Origin of the sequence: Tropicimonas marinistellae, assembly GCF_001509585.1 — a bacterium.
In the GTDB taxonomy this organism is placed as follows: domain Bacteria; phylum Pseudomonadota; class Alphaproteobacteria; order Rhodobacterales; family Rhodobacteraceae; genus Tropicimonas; species Tropicimonas marinistellae.
Map to the genome: position 1 here is coordinate 273,493 of NZ_LNCI01000004.1, position 19,416 is coordinate 292,908.

The window sequence follows — 19,416 nt, forward strand, 5'->3', positions numbered from 1 at the left end:
CGGGATCTAGTTCCGGCCCACCACCCCAAGGAACAATCCAAGAGGCCCTCTCAGATGCCCAAGGAAATCCCCGTCGAACCCGCCGCTGCGCTGGCACGGGCAAAGGTGACTTTTTCCGACATCCCCGTATGTGACTATGACGAGCCGATCGCGGAAGAGCGTGAGCGCCGAGGCGACGCGAACCTGCGCGAAATCCTGCGCCACATGTTGCTGGTGCGCGAGTTCGAGACCATGCTCGCGAGCTACAAATCGACCGGGGCGTATCGCGGAATTGAATTTGCCTACAAGGGCCCGGCGCACCTTTCCATCGGTCAGGAGGGCGCCGCGGTCGGAGCCGCGCTGGCCCTTTCGCCGGATGATCACATCTTCGGCTCCCACCGCTCCCACGGCGAGTTCATTGCCAAGGGGCTCTCTGCCATCGCGACGCTGGACGAAACCGCGCTCGATGCCATCATGGACGAACACCAGCATGGCGCGCTACGCGACACCGTGAAGGCGCATCTCGGCGGCGATGGGAAGGTCCTGGCGGAGAACTTCCTTTTGCTGGGCGTTCTGGCGGAGATTTTCATGCGTGCCAATGGGTTCAACGGCGGCATGGGAGGCTCCATGCATGCCTTCTTCCCCCCTTTTGGTGCCTATCCGAACAATGCGCTGGTCAGCGGTTCCTCGGCCATTGCCACCGGCGCGGCGCTTTACAAGAAGCTGGCCGACAAGCCGGGCATTGCCGTTGCCAATATCGGCGACGGCGCCACGGGTTGCGGCGTCACTTGGGAAGCCATGAATTTCGCGGCCATGGCACAATACGACACGCTCTGGTCCGATCCGCGCGGGGGGCGCCCGCCGGTCCTCTTCTTCTGCAACAACAACTTCTACGGCATGGGCGGGCAGACCAGCGGTGAAACGATGGGTTGGGAACGGCTCTCGCGCCTCGGCGCGGGCGTGAACCCAGAGCAGATGCATGCGGAAACCGTGGACGGTACCAACCCGCTGGCCGTCGCCGATGCAGTTGCCCGCAAGCGTGAGCTGCTGTTGGAAGGAAAAGGTCCGGCGCTGCTTGACGTGCAGTGCTATCGGAGCACCGGGCATTCCACAACCGACGCGAATGCATACCGCTCCCGCGACGAGCTGAAAGCTTGGGCCGAGCACGATCCTATCGTGAAGTTCGCTGCCACACTCACGGCAGCTGGCGTCATGAGCGAAGCCGAAGTCGACGCGATGCGTGAAAGCGTCGGCGATACCATCGGCGCCGTCACCCGCGCTGCCGTCGATCCCGCGATTGCTCCCATCGTTGATGTTCCGAACGATCCGACACTGATCGGGGATCTCATGTTCAACCACGAGGCAATCGACCTGCCAGAAGCCGAGGTACCTGTACTGAAGCCGCCCGCGCAGGTGGCGAACTTCAAGTCCATTGGCCGCAAGGCACGGTTCGGCCTTGACGATGAAGGCAGGCCACTATCCGGAATGCGGGCAATCACCCTGCGCGACGGGCTCACCGAGGCGGTGCTGCATCACATGCTGCATGACGAGAGCCTCATCGCCTATGGCGAGGACGTCCGGGAGTGGGGCGGGGCGTACGGCGTGTATCGTGGGCTCTCCGACATCTTCCCGCATCAGCGGTTGTTCAACGCGCCAATCAGCGAGGCCGCCATCGTCTCCACCGCCGTCGGCTACGCGATGGAGGGCGGCCGCGCGCTCGTCGAGTTGATGTACACCGACTTCCTGGGCCGCGCCGGGGACGAAGTGTTCAACCAGATGGCCAAGTGGCAGGGCATGTCGGCAGGGCAGCTCAAGGTGCCAGTTGTGCTGCGCCTGTCGGTCGGCTCGAAATACGGTGCGCAGCACAGTCAGGATTGGTCGGCGTTTGTCACCCATGTGCCGGGGCTCAAAGTCGTCTACCCGGCAACACCCTACGACGCAAAAGGGCTGCTGGCCTCGGCGTTGTCCTCAAACGACCCGGTCGTGTTCTTCGAGAGCCAAAGGATCTATGATCAGGTAGAGGTTTTTCGCGCGGAAGGCGTGCCCTCGGAGTACTTCCGTATTCCGCTTGGCCAGCCCGACATCAAGCGGCTGGGCAACGATGTGACAGTTCTCACGATAGGCCCGTCCCTCTATCCTGCGATGGCCGCAGCCGAGGAACTTGCCACGCAAGGGATCGAGACCGAAGTGATCGACGCGCGAACGCTGGTGCCCTTCGACTACGATCCGGTACTCTCCTCCGTAAAGAAAACCGGCCATCTCGTGGTCGTTACGGAAGCCGCCGAACGCGGCAGTTTCGCCATGACCCTTTCGGCCAATGTGGCACGCTTCGGTTTTTCCGACTTGAAGGCGCCGCCACGGGTGCTGGGCTCGCCAAACTGGATCGTGCCGGGCGCCGAGATGGAGAGCACGTTTTTTCCGCAGGCTCATGACATAGTGGATTTGGTCACAACGGAGTTTTTCCCGGCACGCCGTGCGAACCGACGGGGCGTGCGCAGCTGGGATGACATCGACCTTGCCCGCCGGGCGCTTTGAATGAAAGGAACCGCAAGATGACCAGCATTCTGGTACCCCAGCTTGGCAACGAAATCACCGAAGCCGAAGTCACCGAATGGTTGGTCGGCGAGGGTGACGAGGTGAAGGAAGGCGATCTGGTCGTCGTCATCACGACCACCAAGATGGCGATGGAGATCGAGGCACCTGCAAGCGGGAAACTGACGAAGCTCTCCGCCGAGGAGGGTGATCTGGTCGAAGTCGGCGCGGTTCTGGGCGAGATCGGCTGACAGTTACTCCGAGATAAGGGTAACGACCCATCCGCATCGGCAACGGAGACTTTCATGACTGCGGGCAAATCCCTCGAATTGATACGTGCGGGCGGGCCGGATGACGCGCCAGATCTGCTGTTCCTCCACGGTTTCGGTGCCGACCGCTTCGCCTGGACCGCGACCACACCGGCCTTCGAGTCTGATTTCCGTGTGTGGCTGGTGGAACTGCCCGGCCACGGGGCCAACGCCGAAGTCGATGCGATAACAGCATCTCAGATGGCCCAGGTGCTGGCAGGCGCGCTCGACGGCTTGTCATTGCCGGTGTCGATCGTCGCCCACTCCCTGGGGGCCACAGTTGCGATAGAACTGGCGCGGCAATCGCCGGAACATGTGAAGCGCGCGGTCCTGATCGCGCCGCTCGGGCTCTGCGCCGGCGTGAACGAGGCCTTTCTCCGGGATTTCGCCGACCTTGAAACGTCAAACGCCACCATCGACCACCTTCGCATGTTGGTGCAGCGCCCGCGGCTTATCTCCCCGCAGATGGCTACACATGTCTTGGGCTTTCTGAACGCAGCCGGTCATCGCGACACCATGCGCAAGATCGCGCAATCGGCGTTGAAACTGGGCGCTGTGTCGCTCCCCGAAGCCCTTGACGCCACGTTGATCTGGGGGGAAGAGGATGCCGTCGTTCCACCGGACCGGCCGCATCTTGAGTCGCTAACATGTCCCGTTTCATTCCTTCCCGGAACCGGACACATGCCGCAAATGGAGGCGATCCGGAGGACGAATGAAATCATCGCGCGCGCCCTGGAACCGGTTCGGGGCTGACAGACCTGCGGGAACATAAGATGACCAGCATCCTTGACCAACTTCGAATCATGACGACCGTCGTCGCCGACACGGGTAATGTGGAGGCGGTAAAACGCTACGCACCCGTCGATTGCACCACGAACCCGTCGCTGGTGCTCGCGGCGCTGAAGGACGAGGCCTCCGAGGCCCTCGTGATGCGCGAAATCGAGGCAGGCAAAGCGGCCGGCAAGTCGCCCGAAGAGATCACGGCGACCCTGACTGTCGCGGTTGGCGCGGCCTTGACCGAACTGGTGCCCGGGCGCGTCTCCACCGAGGTGGACGCCTCTCTTTCCTTCGACGTCGACGCTTCCGTCACGCGCGCCCGCGCGATCATTGCCGACTACGCGGCACGCGGCATCGGGCGTGAGCGCATACTCATCAAACTGGCTTCCACATGGGAGGGCATTCGCGCCGCGGAGATCCTTCAGAAGGAGGGGATCGACTGCAACCTCACGTTGCTCTTCTGCATGGCCCAGGCGGTTGCCTGTGCCGATGCGGGCGCATTCCTCATCTCCCCCTTCGTCGGCCGGATCACCGACTGGTACAAGAAGGCCGAGGGCCGCGATTCCTATGCGCCCGACGAAGACCCCGGCGTGAAATCCGTGCGGCGGATCTACGACTACTACAAGTCGAACGGAATCGAGACGATCGTCATGGGTGCGTCGTTCCGAAATGCCGATCAGATCAAGGCGCTCGCAGGTTGCGACAACCTCACCATCGCCCCGAAACTCCTGGACGAGTTGGGGTCGGAAGAAGGCGTCCTTGAGCGCGTGTTGTCTCCGGAGAAAGCCACCGGCGTTCCGCCTGTCGAAATGGACGAGGCCCGCTTCCGCTGGGAGTTGAACGCCGACCCGATGGCGACGGAGAAACTGGCCGAGGGCATCCGGAATTTCGACAAGGACCACAAGGCCCTGATCGGGATCGTCGCCGAGCGCACGCAGTAGCGCGTATCGGTCGCGCGGCGGATCACATCGATGCGGTGTGCTCCGCACAGCAGCATTTGAAATCTCTGCGGCGGCCCTCTAACATTTCGTGGGCCGCCGGATCGCTCGGGCAGACGCGGCCGTGAAACCGGCAGGAACGGCGGGCATGTCCACGAAAAAAGAGAAACGCCACAAGGCGATACTCGAACATCTGACCGCTGAACCGACAATGCGCGTGCGCGCCTTGTCCGAAGCACTCGAGGTCACCACCGAAACGATCCGCCGCGACCTCGACGAGTTGACTGAACTCGGCTTGATCAGCCGCACCTACGGCGGGGCGATGTTGCGCCAGCCGCGGGAACCGGCGCTTTCACACCGCCATGACGAGATGCGCGCCGAGCGCGAGGCCATTGCGCGCGCTGCCTGCAAGCGGTTCCGCGGCGCGCGCACCCTTATGATCGGGTCCGGCGCGACGACCATCCACGTGGCGCATCGTATCGTCTACGACTTAAACAACGTGACTGTGATCACGCATTCCTTCGGCGTAGCTACCGCGCTTTCCTTCAATCCGACGATCTCGGTCGTCATGGCGCCGGGTCTGTACCACTCCGGCGAGGGTGCAATGCACGGCGCGCAGACGGTACGGTTCCTGTCCGACCTGTCGGCCGACTGGGCGATAGTCGGCGCCAGCGGGCTGTCTCCCGACGGGCCGAGCGACGCATTGATCGAGGCGGCCGACGTCTATTCCACCATGCTTCGCCAAGTGGCGCGCCGCATGGTCGTGGCCGATCACACGAAGTTCGATCGCCTGTCGACAGCACGCTACGCGCGCTGGAGCCATATCGACACGCTCGTGACGGACAAACCGCCGGTAGGGCCACTTGCCAATGCGCTCTCGGATGGCGAGGTCGAGGTACTTCTGGCGAAGGGTTGATCGTCAGGCGAGCGTTTCGGCAAGTGCGTCGCTGAAGATATCGGCCTCCTCCCCGCTCAGGCAGAGTGGCGGACGGACCTTGAGTGTCGCGCCGTACCGCCCTGCCGCGCCAATCAGCACGCCACGCTTCTTGAGCCCGTTGATGACCGCCGCCGCGAGATCTGCGTCAGGCGTCGTCGGGTCGTCAGCGCGGCAAAGGTCGATACCCAGGAACAGCCCCGCCCCGCGCACTGCGCCGATGCGGTTATCGATTGCCGCGAGATCTGTCAGCCGGGCAAGCAATTGCTGGCCGACCTCGCGCGCATTCTCCTGCAATTTCTCCTCTTCGATGACCTCGAGCACCGCCTTGCCGGCTGCAGCGGCCACCGGATTGCCGCCGAAAGTATTGAAGTACCCGTAGTCGTCGCAAAACCTGGCAAGGTGATCCGGGCGAGCCGCGACCGCCGCCATGGGAAAACCGTTGCCCATGGGTTTGCCCATTGTCACCAGGTCGGGCGCGACACCGTGCCGGGCAAATCCCCAGAATGCCTCCCCGCTGCGGGCGAACCCCGGCTGTACCTCGTCGGCAATGAAAAGCCCGCCCGCTGCGTGGATCGCATCCACAGCCGGTTTGAGGAACCCGGCCGGATCTGGGAAAACACCGTCACTGGAGAAAATCGTGTCGCACAAAAGCGCCGCGGGCGTGAGGCCGCGCTTCTGCAGCTCCGCGATGGCGCCAACCAGACTTCGGGTGAACCCTGCTGCCACATCGCTCCCGAAATTTTCCTGCGACGGCGCCGGAATGGCGACGACATGGTTCGGTGCGCTGCCACGCTTCCACGCCGATGGCGATACCTCGGTCACGAAGGCCGTGTTGCCGTGGTAGGCATTCTCGGTAACGATAAAGCCCTGACCGCCCGTGGCTTTGCGCGCAATACGCATCGCGAGGTCGTTGGCCTCGCTGCCACTGCATGTCAGCACCACGTTTTCCAGATCCGGCGGAAGGTGCGCCTTGAGCGCTTCCAAGTACGCGTCCACGACCCCGACAAGGTAGCGGGTGTTGGTATTGAGCTGCGCGATCTGGCGTTGCACCGCCTTCACCACCGAAGGGTGGGAATGCCCGACTGACGGCACGTTGTTGTAGAAGTCCAGGTAGCGGCGACCGTCAGCCGCAGTCATCCAGCAACCGCCGGCGGACACCATCTCTATGGGTTCATCGTAGAACAGAACAGAGGCTGCGCCGAGGTTTCCAAGCCGTCGCTCGACGGGTTTCGTCAGCGGTGCACCGGAGGTGGTATCGAAGGCGTTCATGTCCAGGATCGGGCGGATTCTATGCGGCATTGCGTTCCCCCCTCAGATCGGCTGCCCTGCGAGATACGCTTCCGCCATGGCGACAGTGCCATCCGTATAGGCATCAAGCCCTGCCCATTCGGCTGTTTCCGTCTCGCTGTGGCTGGCGATCCAGGCGGTAAGAAGCAGGCGACGGAACATGATGAAGGTGGGAATCATCTCCACGTGCTCTGCCGCCAACGGCGCCACGGAGCGATATCCCTCGACCCAGGCATTCTGCAGGGCGGGAATCGTCGGGCTGGTTTCGAGGAAGCTGATCGCAGCCGCGAAATCGTAGACAAACCAACTGAATCCGCAATCGTCGAAGTCGATGACACCAAGGGCATCGCCATCGACCAATAAATTGGCAAGTCGCAGATCTGCGTGCACCAATCCGAAGCGGTCAGGACCCGATCCATAGGCTTCCAGGCGGTTTTTCAGGCTCTCGCAGAGGTCCTCCAAGACAAGGCTGCCCGCTTCGGAGAGGCCGAGCGCTTCGCGCCAGTCACCCCAAAGTGGAGACGGACCGAACGCCGCCTCGAAATCCCAGGTCTTGCGTGCAAATCCGTTGGTCGGCCTCCAGCTTCGTGCATGGGCGTGCAGGCGCGCACTGATCGCGCCAAGGACACGGAAACCGTCTTCGAGATTGGTCTTGGGATCGGGCTCTTGGCCCGGGAGGAACTCAAACCCCACGACGTGTCGGACATTCCCGGAATCTTCGAATTTAGCAATGATTTCAGACCCATAATGGGGGATGATGGCTGGCGTTCGGACAATCTGCTGCTGCCGGAGATCGGAGATCCAGGCCAGCTCGGAACGGATCTCCGCCTCGCTGTGATACGCTGGCCTGTGAACCCGCAGAATGACCGGCATCTCCTTGTCCGGATCATCGGCACGGAACGTGGCGTTCTCCGAAACGGTGAGGAGGCTAACCTGTGTGTTCGGGCCAAGCCCCCACCCCGGCAAGAGCGATTCCACGCCTGCTTTCAGCCCGCTCACGAAGCTTTTGTCATAGAGGTTGCCCATTATTACGCCATTTGTTTCTGCGATACTCCAAATTGGTAGTTTCAAAATTTGGTTCTTGCAACATTTTACTTGCGAAGATTCACAAATCTAGCATCATGATTCCGGAATTGGCGCTCCACGCGCCCCAAGCAGACCGGTCCACGCCTGACCGACGCACCGGCGCGGCCCCAACAGCGAGATGGAGAAACCAACATGACCCTGACACGCCGAACATTCACAACGGGGCTCGCCGCGCTTGCGGGTGCTTCCACAGTACTTCCGGCCCGCCGCGCCATTGCGGCGCGCGACAGCGAACTGAATATCCTGTGCTGGGAGGGCTACAACACCGACGACGTGCTTAGTCCGTTCCGCAAGATGAACGCTGGGGCAACCGTTCGTGCCGAGAGCGGCACGTCAGATCCGGACATGATCAACAAACTGCGTGCTGGGGAAGTGAATGTCTGGGACCTGATTAACCTGAACCAACCCTGGGCGCGTGGACAGCTTCTCCCCGAAGGTTTGATCAAGCCGCTCACGAAAGAGCGGTTCATGCCCTACTTCGAGAAGATGGCCCCCGAATTCGCAGCGCCCTACCCGCTCGCATTCGCTGACAACGACGACCTGATCGGCATGCCACAGCGCTACGGTCCGTTCTCCTTCGTCGTCAATACCGACAAGATCAGCCGCGAAATGGCCGAAGACCAAGGCTGGAAGCTCTTCCTCGACCCAGCGATGAAGGATCGCTACGGCGTACTGACCTATGACAACTGGAACCTGATTCACATGTGCCTGACGGGGGATCTGAACCCGTTCGAGCCACTGGACGACGCAGGTTTCGAGACCTTCACAGGCATTGCCGAACAGATCTTCGGTGGCGCCAAACTGCTCACCGACGATCTGGTGGCAATGAACACCGCCCTCATCAATGGCGAGATCGACGCATATTTCACCGGCGGAACGTACACCGCCAGCCCCGCACGTCTCGACGGTATGACGAATATCCGCGGCGTCACTCCGAAATCGGGCCCGGTGGGCGGCAAGGGCGGCGTGGTCTGGATCGAACTGACCTCGCTGGTCAACAACCCCGATCCATCGCCATTGGCCGAGGATTTCCTCGAATTCGTCCAGGCCCCGGAGATTTGCAAGGCCGTGGGTTTCGCCGAAGGCACCTACAACCCCGTTGCTCAGATGGGCGACCCGGAGGTCGCGAAGCTTTGGGACGCCGATGAACTCGACGCAATCCAGTGGGACAGCCTCGAAGAAGAGATGGCCAACTCCGTCGAATACGATGTTGTCGCCGACTACGACAAACTGATGCAGATCTACACCGCCGCCAAACGCGGCTGACTCCCCGACACTGCGAACAGCGGCTCCGCATGACCGCGGTGCCGCCCTCCCACAAGGAAGACGACGACCGACATGGGCGACATGCCGATCCTGCGCATCAACGCGCTGACAAAGACCTTTGACGACTTCACCGCGCTACATGCCATCGACCTGAACGTTCACGACGGTGAGTTCCTTGCCATCGTCGGCCCGTCGGGATGTGGCAAAACAACGTTGATCCGACTGATGGTTGGCATGGAGGAACCAAGCGACGGCGCAATATGGCTGCGGGATCAGCGTATCGACGAGGTTCCCGCGAACAAGCGCCCGACCTGCATGGTGTTCCAATCTCTGGCGCTCTTTCCCCACCGCACGGTGGGGCAGAATATCGAGTTTCCGCTGAAACTCCGAAAAGTACCGGCCGCAGAACGCAAGGCACGCGCTCTGGAACTGTTGGCGCTGTTGCGGCTCCCCGAGGACTACTACGGCAAGCGGATCGACCAATGTTCGGGCGGCGAGCGCCAACGTGTGGCGCTCGCCCGCGCGCTGGCCTTCGATCCGGAGATCCTGTTTTTCGACGAACCGCTCTCGGCGCTCGACTATCGGCTTCGCAAGACGCTGGAGAAGGAGTTGCGCGAGCTACATCTGCGCACAGGCAAGACCTTCGTCTATATCACCCATTCGCTTGAGGAGGCGATGGTCATGTCGGACCGCATCGCGATCATGCGTGCCGGGCGGTTCGAGCAGATCGCGCCAGGCGCGGAAATCTACGCCCGCCCGTCCAGTACCTTCGTCGCAGAGTTCATGGGCGAAGTGAACTTGTTCGATGTTTCCGCAAATGCCGGAGATCTCACGCTGTCCGGACGTGCCGCAGGCCAGTTCTCGGGACAACAAGGCACGCTGATGATACGCCCCGAAAGCCTCCGCATCCTTGCTCCGGAGGAAGCGGCGGAGGTTGCGGTCTCCGGCACTGTCACAGCCGAGTATCTGTTGGGGTCGCGCATTCAATACGCGATCACGACCGCAGGCGACAAATCCGTGACTGTCGAAGTGTTACGCGAAAACGGGATCGACGGCGGCCCCGGCACCCCCGTTCGCATCGGGTGCGGCGCCAGTGCCTGTCACCTGATCGCGGAGGCTTGAGCATGCGCGGACGCGAACGCCGGTTGGGCCTGCTCTATTCCTTGCCGGTTTCGGCATTCCTCGCTCTGAGCTTCCTCGCGCCGATCCTTCTGGTCGCCGCCTTCTCGGTCATGCCGCCAAAGGTCTTCAGCCTCGCAAACATGCCGGATTTCTCGGCCTATGGCGAGTTCCTCACCCAGGGTTACTGGCGTTCGGTGGCATGGTCGTTGGGGATGGCCCTTGCCGCCACCCTGATCCTCTTCGTCCTCTGCTGGCCGCTGGCCTTCGCGATGGCGAAGGTATTCCGCGGCTTCACGCTGGTACTGACAATCGGTGTGGTGATGACGCTGTTTGTCTCGGAGAATATCCGCCTTTTCGGCTGGGTTCTGACGTTGATGAAAGGCGGGTTGATCGAGGGGTACATCCGTCACTGGACCGGCGTCGGCTACGACGGTCTCCTCTACAACGTGCCAATCATCATCTTCGGGCTCGTCTACGTCTACCTGCCATTCATGCTCTTCCCCCTCGCACAGGGCATCTCCATGGTACCGGACGATGCGCGTCAGGCCGCCTACGACCTCGGCGCGACCCGCTGGCAGATACTCCGCGAGATCGAGTTGCCACTTGCCTCGCCCGGCATCGTTGTCGGAAGCCTGCTCTGCTTCGTGTTGTCGGCCGGCGCGATTGCGGAAAGCAAGTTGCTGGGCGGACAGGCGGTGATCGTGATCGCCGACGAGGTGGAAACGGCCTTTACCTATGGCCAGAACTGGCCGCTGGGCGCGGCGCTGGCCATGGTTCTCATCGCCATCGTCGGAGGCATCGCGATATGGGGCATCGCGAAGGCGGATCTCGACGCAATGATCGGGCGGAGGCGTTGATGAAGACCGGCAAATTCGCCCACGCAGCACTCGTTTTCTACGGCATTCTGGTTCTCGCCTTCCTCTATCTGCCCCTTGTCTCGGTCGGTTTCGCCTCGGTTTCAAAGGCAAGGTACCTATCGTTCCCGATCCGGAAGTACTCAACCGACTGGTACGGAAAGGCCGTGGAAAGCGATACCGTGCGAGACCTGCTTTTCCTGTCCCTCAAGGTGGCCGGGATCGTGACCCTACTTGCCATGGTGATGGGTTTCTTTGGAGCGCTTGCTTTCGCGCGGTACCAGTGGCGCTACCGCAAGTTATTCCAGAAGCTCATCCTGCTCCCGATCTTCTTTCCGCAGACGGTACTGGGGCTGGCGCTCCTGATGTGGTTCAACGCGATCGGCGTGATCCCGAGCTGGAAGACGGCGGTCGTGGCGCATCTCGTGTGGATCGCCCCGATTGCAACACTGGTCATCGCCATCCGCGCCTATAGCTTCGACCCGGCGCTGGAAGAAGCCGCGCGCGACATGGGAGCGAATACCTGGGAAACGCTGCGGGAGGTCACTATTCCGCTGTTGATGCCGGGTGTTGTCTCGGCCGGGCTTTTCGCTTTCTTGCTGAGCTGGGGCAATTTCCCGCTCTCGCTCTTCACGACAGGCGCCGATTCGACCCTTCCGGAATGGCTCTACGCCAAGATGGTTTCCGGCTATTCGCCACTCGTGCCCACCGTGGGCATGCTTTCGGTGGCGGCATCCGCTGTGCTGCTGGCCTTGGGGCTGACGGCCCCGTGGCTGCTACGCAGCCTGCGCAAGATGCGCTCATGACATCCAAGATCGACAAGAGGACAGGCAAATGCTGACATCCATTTCCGGCAAGAGCGTGATCGTGACTGGCGGGTCCAAGGGGATCGGCAAGGGCATCGCACAGGTCTTTGCCGCACAGGGCGCCAAGGTGATGATCGCCGCGCGCGGCATTGAGGCTGCCGAAGCCGCTGCCTCCGACATCGTGGCCAAGGGAGGGACGGCCGAGGCAATCTCCTGCGACGTGGCGGACTGGGACAGCGTGCAGTCCATGGTCGCGGCGACAACAGACGCATTCGGTGCCGTGGACATCCTCTGTGCCAACGCCGGTATCTTTCCGCAGATGAAGATGGTCGACATGTCGCCGGACGATTGGGATCACGTGATGGCGGTGAACCTCAAGAGCAGCTTTCTGTGTGTCAAAGCCTGTATTCCTGCCTTCGAAGCCGCGGGAAAGGGGCGTGTTGTATTGACCTCCTCCATTACCGGTCCGGTTACCGGCTTTCCCGGCTGGTCACACTATGGTGCATCGAAGTCGGGGCAGCTCGGCTTTCTCAAGACCGCCGCGATGGAACTGTCGCGCTACAACACCACGATCAACGCCGTGATGCCCGGCAACATATTCACGGAAGGCTTGCAGGATCTGGGTGAGGACTACCTGAAGACGATGGCGGCCTCGATTCCCCTGAAGCGGCTCGGAGCGGTGGAAGATATCGGCAATGCGGCGCTGTTCTTTGCCTCCGACGAGGCCGGCTACATCACCGGCCAGGAAATCGTGGTCGACGGCGGTCAGATCCTGCCGGAGAGCCTCGAAGCAATCGACGAGATCTGATCGTGGAGGCTGCAATGAACTGGAAGACCGCCTTCCGGTCCTTCTACTATGAAACAGCGGAAGAACCGGAGGATATCAACCTTGTCGCGGATGAAACCGCGCTCTTGGTGATCGACATTCAGAACACTTACCTGGAACGCCCAGAAGACCCGGCAGAAGCTGCGCGGTGGGCTCCCTTCTTTGAACGAATGGAAAAGGTTGTTATCCCGAATACCGCGGACTTGCAGGGCTGGGCACGGGCGAACGGCGTAGAGGTCATTCACGCGCGGATTGCCTGCCACAAGATTGACGGACGCGACCGTTCCCTAAGCCAGAAGAAACCCGGGTTCAACTATCTACTGCTGCCAAAGGATCGGGAGGACAGCCAGATCGTGCAAGCGGTGGCACCGAGAGAAGACGAAATCACCGTTCTCAAGACAACGGACAGTGCGCTCACCGGCACGAATCTACGCCTGATCCTGCGAAACATGGGAATCAAGAACGTCATCGTTGCGGGAATCTTCACCGACCAGTGCATTTCTTCGAGCGTACGCAGCCTCGCCGACGAGAGTTTCGACGTGTTGGTTGTCGAGGATTGCTGCGCGGCCGCGACGGACGCCCTGCATCGGCACGAGCTCGAAATCATTAACATGATCTACTGCCACGTAGTTTCGAAGAGTGACGTTGTCGGCTTTCTAAGGGACTGAGCGCGCCCTCAGCGCCAGGTACAGCGGACTTTCACATACCGAAAGTCGAGAAAGGGCGCGACCGGGAAGGTTCAACTCGCATAAAGTTAGCGGAACAACGTGCCGGTCAAACCGTGCCACGGCCCTTCCGATGCGACCAGCACCGCATCTCCGGGCACGCCCACCGACACGCCCCAAAATGCGTGGGGCCGCGCCCTTCAGTATGAGACGCCTCTTGTCGCGCAAGCGTGCATGTTTCATTATTCCTCCCACCCCAACCGATGGTCGCCTCTGGAAGGCAGGCTACCGGCGTATTCACATTCTTCCCGTACGCATCCTCTGAAATGCGAGCGGTTTCTTAATGAATATCTCGACGAGGCATCAATATGACCTACCGCGAAAACGTTGAGTCGCATCTCGAAGCCAGCCTCCAAGTTTACGCTAGGTTCTCCTACCTAATTGACGTTTTCGTAATGAACTATATAATTAAGGAATAAATGGTGGATGTGACATGATGGAAATAGATCTCGGGAATTTATCACTGTCGGAGTTGAAGAAACTCCGTCAAGACGTTGATAGCGCGATAGCCGACTTCGAAACTCGAAAACGCAAAGAAGCGCTGGAAGCGATCACGGCCACGGCTCAGGAATACGGATTCTCGCTTCAGGAATTGGACCTCAAGAGTGGTCCGAAAGCAGCCAGACGCGGCAAGAACCCTCCGAAGTATCGGCATCCCGAGAACCCGGACGTGACATGGAGCGGTCGCGGCCGTCAACCGGGCTGGATCAAGAGAGCAATGGCGTCGGGGCAATCACTGGACGAACTCGCGATCTGATCCGTCAGCCACCAATACCCGACATCGCGATTTCGCGAAGAAGTTCGGTAGTGGGCTCATCTGGGGCTGGGGCAGGTTTGCACGCCCATCGACGGAAACGCGAGATGCCAGATTTCCCCGCGTTTTCATAGGCGTAAGTTGCAATGGCCTGGGGCCGGTCTATCCGGCATTTGCTTTTTCTCAGCGTATCGCGTGCGGCGACCAACCTTCTAGCATTCTGACCGGACCCTTGGCGCGATAGGCTGTCTGCCACGCCCGCGCCAGTCAGGAACGGCTGTCTACGGTTTTCGAGGAACCGTGTCAGAACCCGTCCAACGCGCGTTTGGGCGGCGGGGAAACGCTGATCGCCGCATGACGGATCACGTCGCGATCAGAAATGACACATACGAGCAGATTGCCTTCCATCACCGGCAAGGCGGCAATATCGGCGTCCTTCAGCCAATCGCACAAAGCCCGAACCAAGCCCGGTCGCCTCCCCGCTGGCGCCTGCGTCGCTTCGAGCATTCGGCGATCTTCCGATAGTCAATTTCTGCTTTCGCAAGAAATTAACGTCTCAATGAATATGACCACGCGCAACGGGATCATGATGACGCATGTAGCGGCAGAATTATGCTGTCTTGCGATGCAAGGCGCTTCCATTCTATTCCATCTGCTGCCAGATGTTCGGCATGATTGACTTTGCAGTAATTGGTGGCGGCATTGCCGGCGTTTCGGCCGCGGCGGCTCTTGCTGAGATGGGCAGCGTGACGTTGTTCGAGACAGAACCGATGCTCGGCTACCACGCGTCGGGCCGTTCTGCGGCCATGTTCCTGCAAACCTATGGAAACGCTCCCGTGCGCGCCCTGAATGCTGCCAGCGCAGCCATACATCGGGTCGCGGACGTCTTGTCGCCACGGGGTTTGCTGGTCGTGGCCGGCGCGGGCGACGAAAGTCTCGTTGCGGCGTCCCACAATTCTCTGGGCGCGGCGCCGATTACCGTTGCAGAGGCCGTGGCGCTCTGGCCAATCCTCGATACGGCAGTCTGCAATCGTGCCGCCTATCTCGAGGAGGTCTTCGATCTCGATACCGATCGGCTTCTCCAGTATTTCCTGCGAACGGCCCGTGGGAATGGTGCCGAAATCCGGTCTCGCTGCGAAGTGACGTCTCTGCGGCGCATCGCGCGTGGGTGGGAAATCACCGCCGGGACGGAGACGTTCACGGCACGGTCCATCGTCAATGCGGCCGGCGCCTGGGCCGATCGGATCGCGTCCATGGCCGGGATCGCCAGCCCCGGCATTTGCCCTTACCGGCGCTCAATGGCGCGCCTGCCAGCCCCGGGCGGTTTGGACGTCACGGGCTGGCCATTTGTCGATGAGGTGTCCGAGCGCTGGTACGCGAAGCCCGATGCGGGCGCCTGGCTCGTATCTCCGGCCGAGGAAGACCCCGCAAGCGCCCACGATGCCTGGGCAGACGATATGGTGATTGCCGAGGGGCTGGCCCGCTACGAGGCATTCGTGACAGAGCCCGTCACCCGCGTCGAGACAACCTGGGCCGGCCTGCGCAGTTTCGCGCCGGACCGGGCGCTCGTGATCGGACCGGACCCAGCGGACCCCACCTTCCTGTGGTGCGCCGGCCAGGGAGGCTACGGGTTTCAAACCGCGCCGGCCGCGTCGCGCCTGTTGGCGGATCTCGCCGATGGCCGGCCGGCGGAACTCACGCCGGACGTCGTTCAAGCCTTGTCCCCGTCGCGTTTCCGTAGCTAACCCCGCGACGACCGCGCCAAGCGCACGACACTTTGCACTCGATCTGCTGTTGGCAACGACTCGTCTCAACCCGCATACTCTGTTGAACGGAGAGCTGCGACGGTCGTTCGTATTGTGATTTTCGCATTCGTATTCGATACCGGGTTCGGACCGCCCGAACCCGTTGCCTTCGGATCCTCCCCGCAGGCGCGGCAAGGCCGCCCGGGATGGGCGTGATTGGCACGCACCACCGAACCAAAGATTGGGAAGACCAGCGATGGACTGGAACGAGTATCTCGACGACATGAAGGGCAATCTGCGGGAGATGCACAAGACGCACCCCGACATGATGAAAGGGTTCGGCGCTCTGGAAAAAGGCGCCAGTGCGGGCACGGGCGTCGATCAAAAGACCAAGGAACTGATCGCACTCGGCATCGCCATCGGCCTGCGTTGCGAGCCATGCATCGGCTTTCACATCAAGGCGCTGGCAAAACACGGCGGAACGCGGGAGGAGCTTGCCGATGTGCTCGGGGTTTCGGTCCAGATGGGCGGAGGCCCGGCGCTGATGTACGCCTCCAAAGCGCTCGCAGCCTGGGATCAGCTGATCGGCGAGAAAGCCTGAACCCACTGCCCGCAGCACACGGAGAAGCATGCTGATTTCGTCGCGTACCGGCATCGGAGCTGGCTGCCGCGCGTAACGCGCGCGGCCCGGCCCAACCGGCGAAAGTGCATCTTCGATGCATTGGTGCCGGGCGGGAGCCCCCGCTACCCGTCCTTTCGGATCGTGGCGTTTTTCGGGTCGTAGGGGCTGTCTTCGGTTACGACGGCATCCCACAGCCGGTCGAACATTTTCACCTTGAGGTGTGTTCCGGGTGCCGCGAGATCGGGCCGCACATAGCCCATGCCGATGGATTTACCGAACGCGACGGAATAGCCGCCCGATGTGAGCCGCCCGACCTTTTCGTCCCCGACGTAGAGCGCCTCACGTCCCCAGGGGTCGGCGTCTTCCGGTCCGTCCACCAGCACCGTCACACACATGCTGCGGATGCCGGTTCGCTCCATCGCCGCCTTGCCATGGAAGTCCTTGGACAGGTCGACGAAACGGTCCAGCCCCGCCTCCAGCGGTGTTGCATCGCGCCCGAGTTCGGTGCCGAATGCGCGGTAGGACTTCTCCTGCCGAAGCCAATTCTGGGCCCGCGCACCGACGAGTTTCAACCCGTGCGGCGCTCCTGCGTCCACCAGACGGTCCCAGAGGTGGTTCTGCATCTCGATCGGATGGTGCAATTCCCATCCCAATTCGCCGGTATAGGCGACACGCACGGCCATGGTCGGCACCATGCCAAGCTCGATATTGCGCATCGAAAGCCACGGGAAACGCTTGTTTGATAGAACCGCCTCCGGTTCGGCATCCCGTACAAGACCGTTCAGAACGTCGCGCGATTTGGGTCCGGCAATGGCGAAGACGCCCCATTGCGTCGTCACGTCCTGCAATTCGATCCGGCCGAACTCGGCCTCCTTGTCCTCGATGGCCTTCTGCAAGAAATCCTGATCGTAGGCCGACCACGCACCGGCCGACACCAGATAGTAGCTATCCTCCGCCAGCCGTACGATCGTGTATTCCGTTCGCGTCGTTCCGGCATCCGTCAGCGCGTAGGTCAGGTTGATCCGTCCGATCTTCGGCAGCGTGTTGGTGGTGAACCAGTCGAGGAAGGCCGTCGCACCGGGCCCCTTGACGATATGCTTGGTAAAGGCCGTTGCATCGATCAGCCCCACGTCATTGCGGATCGCCGTCGCCTCTTCCATTGCGAATTGCCACCAACCGCCGCGCCGGAAGCTACGGCTGCCATGATCGTCGAAGCCTTCGGGTGCGTAATAATTCGGCCGCTCCCAACCGTTGACTTGCCCGAATTGCGCGCCAGCCCCCTTCTGCCGGTCATAGGCAGGAGACGTCCGAAGTGGGCGTGCTGCTTCACGCTCCTCGTCCGGGTGGTGCAGGATATATACGTGGGAATAGCATTCCTCGTTCTTCTGCACGGCATATTCGGTCGTCATCCATGGCCCGTAGCGTTTGGGATCGAGCGCGGCCGTGTCGATCTCCGCCTCCCCCTCGACCATCATCTGCGCAAGGTAATAGCCGGTGCCACCGGCGGCGGTGATCCCGAAGGAGAACCCCTCGGCGAGCCACATGTTGCGCAGCCCCGGCGCCGGGCCGACGAGTGGGTTGCCGTCCGGCGTGTAGCATATCGGGCCGTTGAAATCGTCCTTCAGGCCCACCGTCTCCGAAGACGGAATACGGTGGATCATCGACATGTATTCTTCCTCGATCCGATCCAGATCGAGCTGGAAAAGGTCGGCGCGGAAACTGTCGGGGACGGCGTATTTGAACCGCGCCGGGGCGCCCTGCTCATAGGGGCCGAGAATCCAGCCGCCACGCTCCTCGCGGACATACCATTTGGCGTCGGCATCGCGCAGCACGGGGTGTTCCGCTCCACCGCCTTCGCGATAGGCCAGCAACGCCGGGTCCGGCTCCGTCACGATGAACTGATGCTCCACCGGGATCGCCGGCATCTTGATCCCCAGCAGTCGCGCCGTGCGCTGCGCGTGGTTGCCGGTCGCGGTGACGACATGCTCGGCGGTGATCACCACCTGTTCGTCGGTCGGAACAAGATTGCCGCCCTTCTCGGCCATCTTGGTGCAGGTCACGCGCCATTCCGAGCCGGTCCATTCGTAACCGTCCACCTGCCACTTGCGCTCGATGGCGACGCCGAACTGACGTGCCCCCTTGGCCATGGCCATGGTGACGTCGGCTGGGTTGATATAGCCGTCGGTCGGGTGGAAGAGCGCGCCGATCAAGTCCTCGGTTCGTACCAGCGGCCAGCGTTCCTTGATCTGCGCCGGGCTCAGCCACTCGTAGGGGATGCCCACCGTCTCGGCCGTTGAGGCGTAGAGCATGTACTCGTCCATCCGCGCCTGGCTCTGTGCCATCCGAAGGTTGCCCACCACCGAGAAGCCCGGGTTGAGGCCGGTTTCTTCCTCCAGCGTCTTGTAGAACTTCACGGAGTAATCATGGATGTGCGACGTGGCAAATGACATGTTGAAGAGCGGCAGCAAACCGGCTGCGTGCCACGTGGACCCGCAGGTCAGTTCGTCCCGTTCCAGCAGCATCGTCTCCCAGCCGGCTTTCCCGAGATGATAGGCAATTGCGGTGCCGACAGCGCCGCCACCGACGACTAGGGCTTTCACGTGCGTTTTCATGGGCCGGATTCCTGGTACGAAGATGCTGCACCGAGTTAAGCGTACCCGACCGGCAAAACGCCATACCGACCCGACCCTTGGGTGACAGAAAGCGACGTCGCACGACCGTGGGCCGGCGCGCCTCCGAATGCTCTGCACCGCGCCCAAGGGGCGGATGGCCCGGCTCGATGACCATTGACCGGTCCAAATGCGGAAAACGCAGTTTGCGCTGAGAGTGTCGAATTGTTAGGCACTCCGATC

18 protein-coding genes are annotated in these 19,416 nt (G+C 61.6%); 14 read left to right on the forward strand and 4 right to left on the reverse strand.

The window, feature by feature from the left end; all coding sequences use genetic code 11:
• Window positions 1-54: 54 nt before the first annotated feature.
• The 5 genes from ARC39_RS10145 (at window position 55) to ARC39_RS10165 (ending at window position 5,450) form a co-directional block, all read left to right on the forward strand.
• Window positions 55-2,514 carry an alpha-ketoacid dehydrogenase subunit alpha/beta gene (locus ARC39_RS10145; RefSeq protein ID WP_068113918.1) on the forward strand — a complete coding sequence of 820 codons (2,460 nt, stop codon included), beginning with the start codon at window positions 55-57 and terminating at the stop codon, window positions 2,512-2,514.
• Between the two features lie 17 nt (window positions 2,515-2,531).
• A complete protein-coding gene (locus ARC39_RS10150; RefSeq protein ID WP_068113921.1) occupies window positions 2,532-2,762 on the forward strand; it encodes a biotin/lipoyl-containing protein in 231 nt (76 codons plus the stop codon).
• 54 nt (window positions 2,763-2,816) lie between these two features.
• Entirely contained in the window at window positions 2,817-3,572 is a 756-nt protein-coding gene (locus tag ARC39_RS10155) for an alpha/beta fold hydrolase (protein ID WP_068113924.1), read from the forward strand.
• A gap of 20 nt (window positions 3,573-3,592) precedes the next feature.
• Window positions 3,593-4,537: a transaldolase gene (gene tal, locus ARC39_RS10160; protein WP_068113927.1), complete on the forward strand. Its 945-nt coding sequence runs from the start codon at window positions 3,593-3,595 to the stop codon at window positions 4,535-4,537.
• Between the two features lie 145 nt (window positions 4,538-4,682).
• On the forward strand, window positions 4,683-5,450 hold the full coding sequence (locus tag ARC39_RS10165; RefSeq protein ID WP_068113930.1) for a DeoR/GlpR family DNA-binding transcription regulator: 768 nt from the start codon (window positions 4,683-4,685) through the stop codon (window positions 5,448-5,450).
• Window positions 5,451-5,453: 3 nt separating this feature from the next.
• Here ARC39_RS10165 and ARC39_RS25965 read toward each other — a convergent pair whose 3' ends face one another.
• A complete protein-coding gene (locus tag ARC39_RS25965) occupies window positions 5,454-6,770 on the reverse strand; it encodes an aspartate aminotransferase family protein (protein WP_068113933.1) in 1,317 nt (438 codons plus the stop codon).
• A gap of 12 nt (window positions 6,771-6,782) precedes the next feature.
• Window positions 6,783-7,829, reverse strand: coding sequence for a phosphotransferase enzyme family protein (locus ARC39_RS25970; protein ID WP_236545223.1), 1,047 nt, complete (start codon window positions 7,827-7,829; stop codon window positions 6,783-6,785).
• A 147-nt stretch (window positions 7,830-7,976) separates the two neighbouring features.
• On the opposite strand from ARC39_RS25970, the gene ARC39_RS10180 reads away from it, so the two are divergent.
• The 7 genes from ARC39_RS10180 to ARC39_RS10210 all read left to right on the forward strand — a co-directional run bounded on the left by ARC39_RS10180 (window position 7,977) and on the right by ARC39_RS10210 (window position 14,200).
• On the forward strand, window positions 7,977-9,110 hold the full coding sequence (locus tag ARC39_RS10180) for an ABC transporter substrate-binding protein (RefSeq protein WP_068113938.1): 1,134 nt from the start codon (window positions 7,977-7,979) through the stop codon (window positions 9,108-9,110).
• 72 nt (window positions 9,111-9,182) lie between these two features.
• On the forward strand, window positions 9,183-10,232 hold the full coding sequence (locus tag ARC39_RS10185; protein WP_068113941.1) for an ABC transporter ATP-binding protein: 1,050 nt from the start codon (window positions 9,183-9,185) through the stop codon (window positions 10,230-10,232).
• Between the two features lie 2 nt (window positions 10,233-10,234).
• Window positions 10,235-11,089, forward strand: coding sequence for an ABC transporter permease (locus tag ARC39_RS10190; protein WP_068113943.1), 855 nt, complete (start codon window positions 10,235-10,237; stop codon window positions 11,087-11,089).
• Window positions 11,089-11,892 carry an ABC transporter permease gene (locus ARC39_RS10195; protein WP_068113945.1) on the forward strand — a complete coding sequence of 268 codons (804 nt, stop codon included), beginning with the start codon at window positions 11,089-11,091 and terminating at the stop codon, window positions 11,890-11,892. Before ARC39_RS10190 ends, ARC39_RS10195 begins: the two co-directional genes overlap by 1 nt.
• A gap of 28 nt (window positions 11,893-11,920) precedes the next feature.
• Entirely contained in the window at window positions 11,921-12,700 is a 780-nt protein-coding gene (gene fabG / locus ARC39_RS10200; RefSeq protein WP_068113947.1) for a 3-oxoacyl-ACP reductase FabG, read from the forward strand.
• Between the two features lie 14 nt (window positions 12,701-12,714).
• A complete protein-coding gene (locus tag ARC39_RS10205; protein WP_068113949.1) occupies window positions 12,715-13,386 on the forward strand; it encodes a cysteine hydrolase family protein in 672 nt (223 codons plus the stop codon).
• A 490-nt stretch (window positions 13,387-13,876) separates the two neighbouring features.
• The gene (locus ARC39_RS10210; protein WP_068113952.1) at window positions 13,877-14,200 is read left to right on the forward strand and encodes an H-NS histone family protein; all 324 of its coding nucleotides are present in this window, start codon (window positions 13,877-13,879) and stop codon (window positions 14,198-14,200) included.
• Between the two features lie 300 nt (window positions 14,201-14,500).
• On the opposite strand, the gene ARC39_RS10215 is transcribed toward ARC39_RS10210, so the two are convergent.
• Window positions 14,501-14,704 carry a CBS domain-containing protein gene (locus tag ARC39_RS10215; protein ID WP_068113954.1) on the reverse strand — a complete coding sequence of 68 codons (204 nt, stop codon included), beginning with the start codon at window positions 14,702-14,704 and terminating at the stop codon, window positions 14,501-14,503.
• A 164-nt stretch (window positions 14,705-14,868) separates the two neighbouring features.
• Between ARC39_RS10215 and ARC39_RS10220 the strand changes: the two genes are divergently transcribed.
• Together ARC39_RS10220 and ARC39_RS10225 are read left to right on the forward strand one after the other, a co-directional pair.
• Window positions 14,869-15,942, forward strand: a complete 1,074-nt coding sequence (locus tag ARC39_RS10220; RefSeq protein ID WP_068114452.1) for an NAD(P)/FAD-dependent oxidoreductase — start codon at window positions 14,869-14,871, stop codon at window positions 15,940-15,942.
• Between the two features lie 256 nt (window positions 15,943-16,198).
• Window positions 16,199-16,543, forward strand: coding sequence for a carboxymuconolactone decarboxylase family protein (locus ARC39_RS10225; protein ID WP_068113957.1), 345 nt, complete (start codon window positions 16,199-16,201; stop codon window positions 16,541-16,543).
• Between the two features lie 143 nt (window positions 16,544-16,686).
• Here ARC39_RS10225 and ARC39_RS10230 read toward each other — a convergent pair whose 3' ends face one another.
• Entirely contained in the window at window positions 16,687-19,176 is a 2,490-nt protein-coding gene (locus tag ARC39_RS10230; protein WP_068113960.1) for a GcvT family protein, read from the reverse strand.
• Window positions 19,177-19,416: the final 240 nt, after the last annotated feature.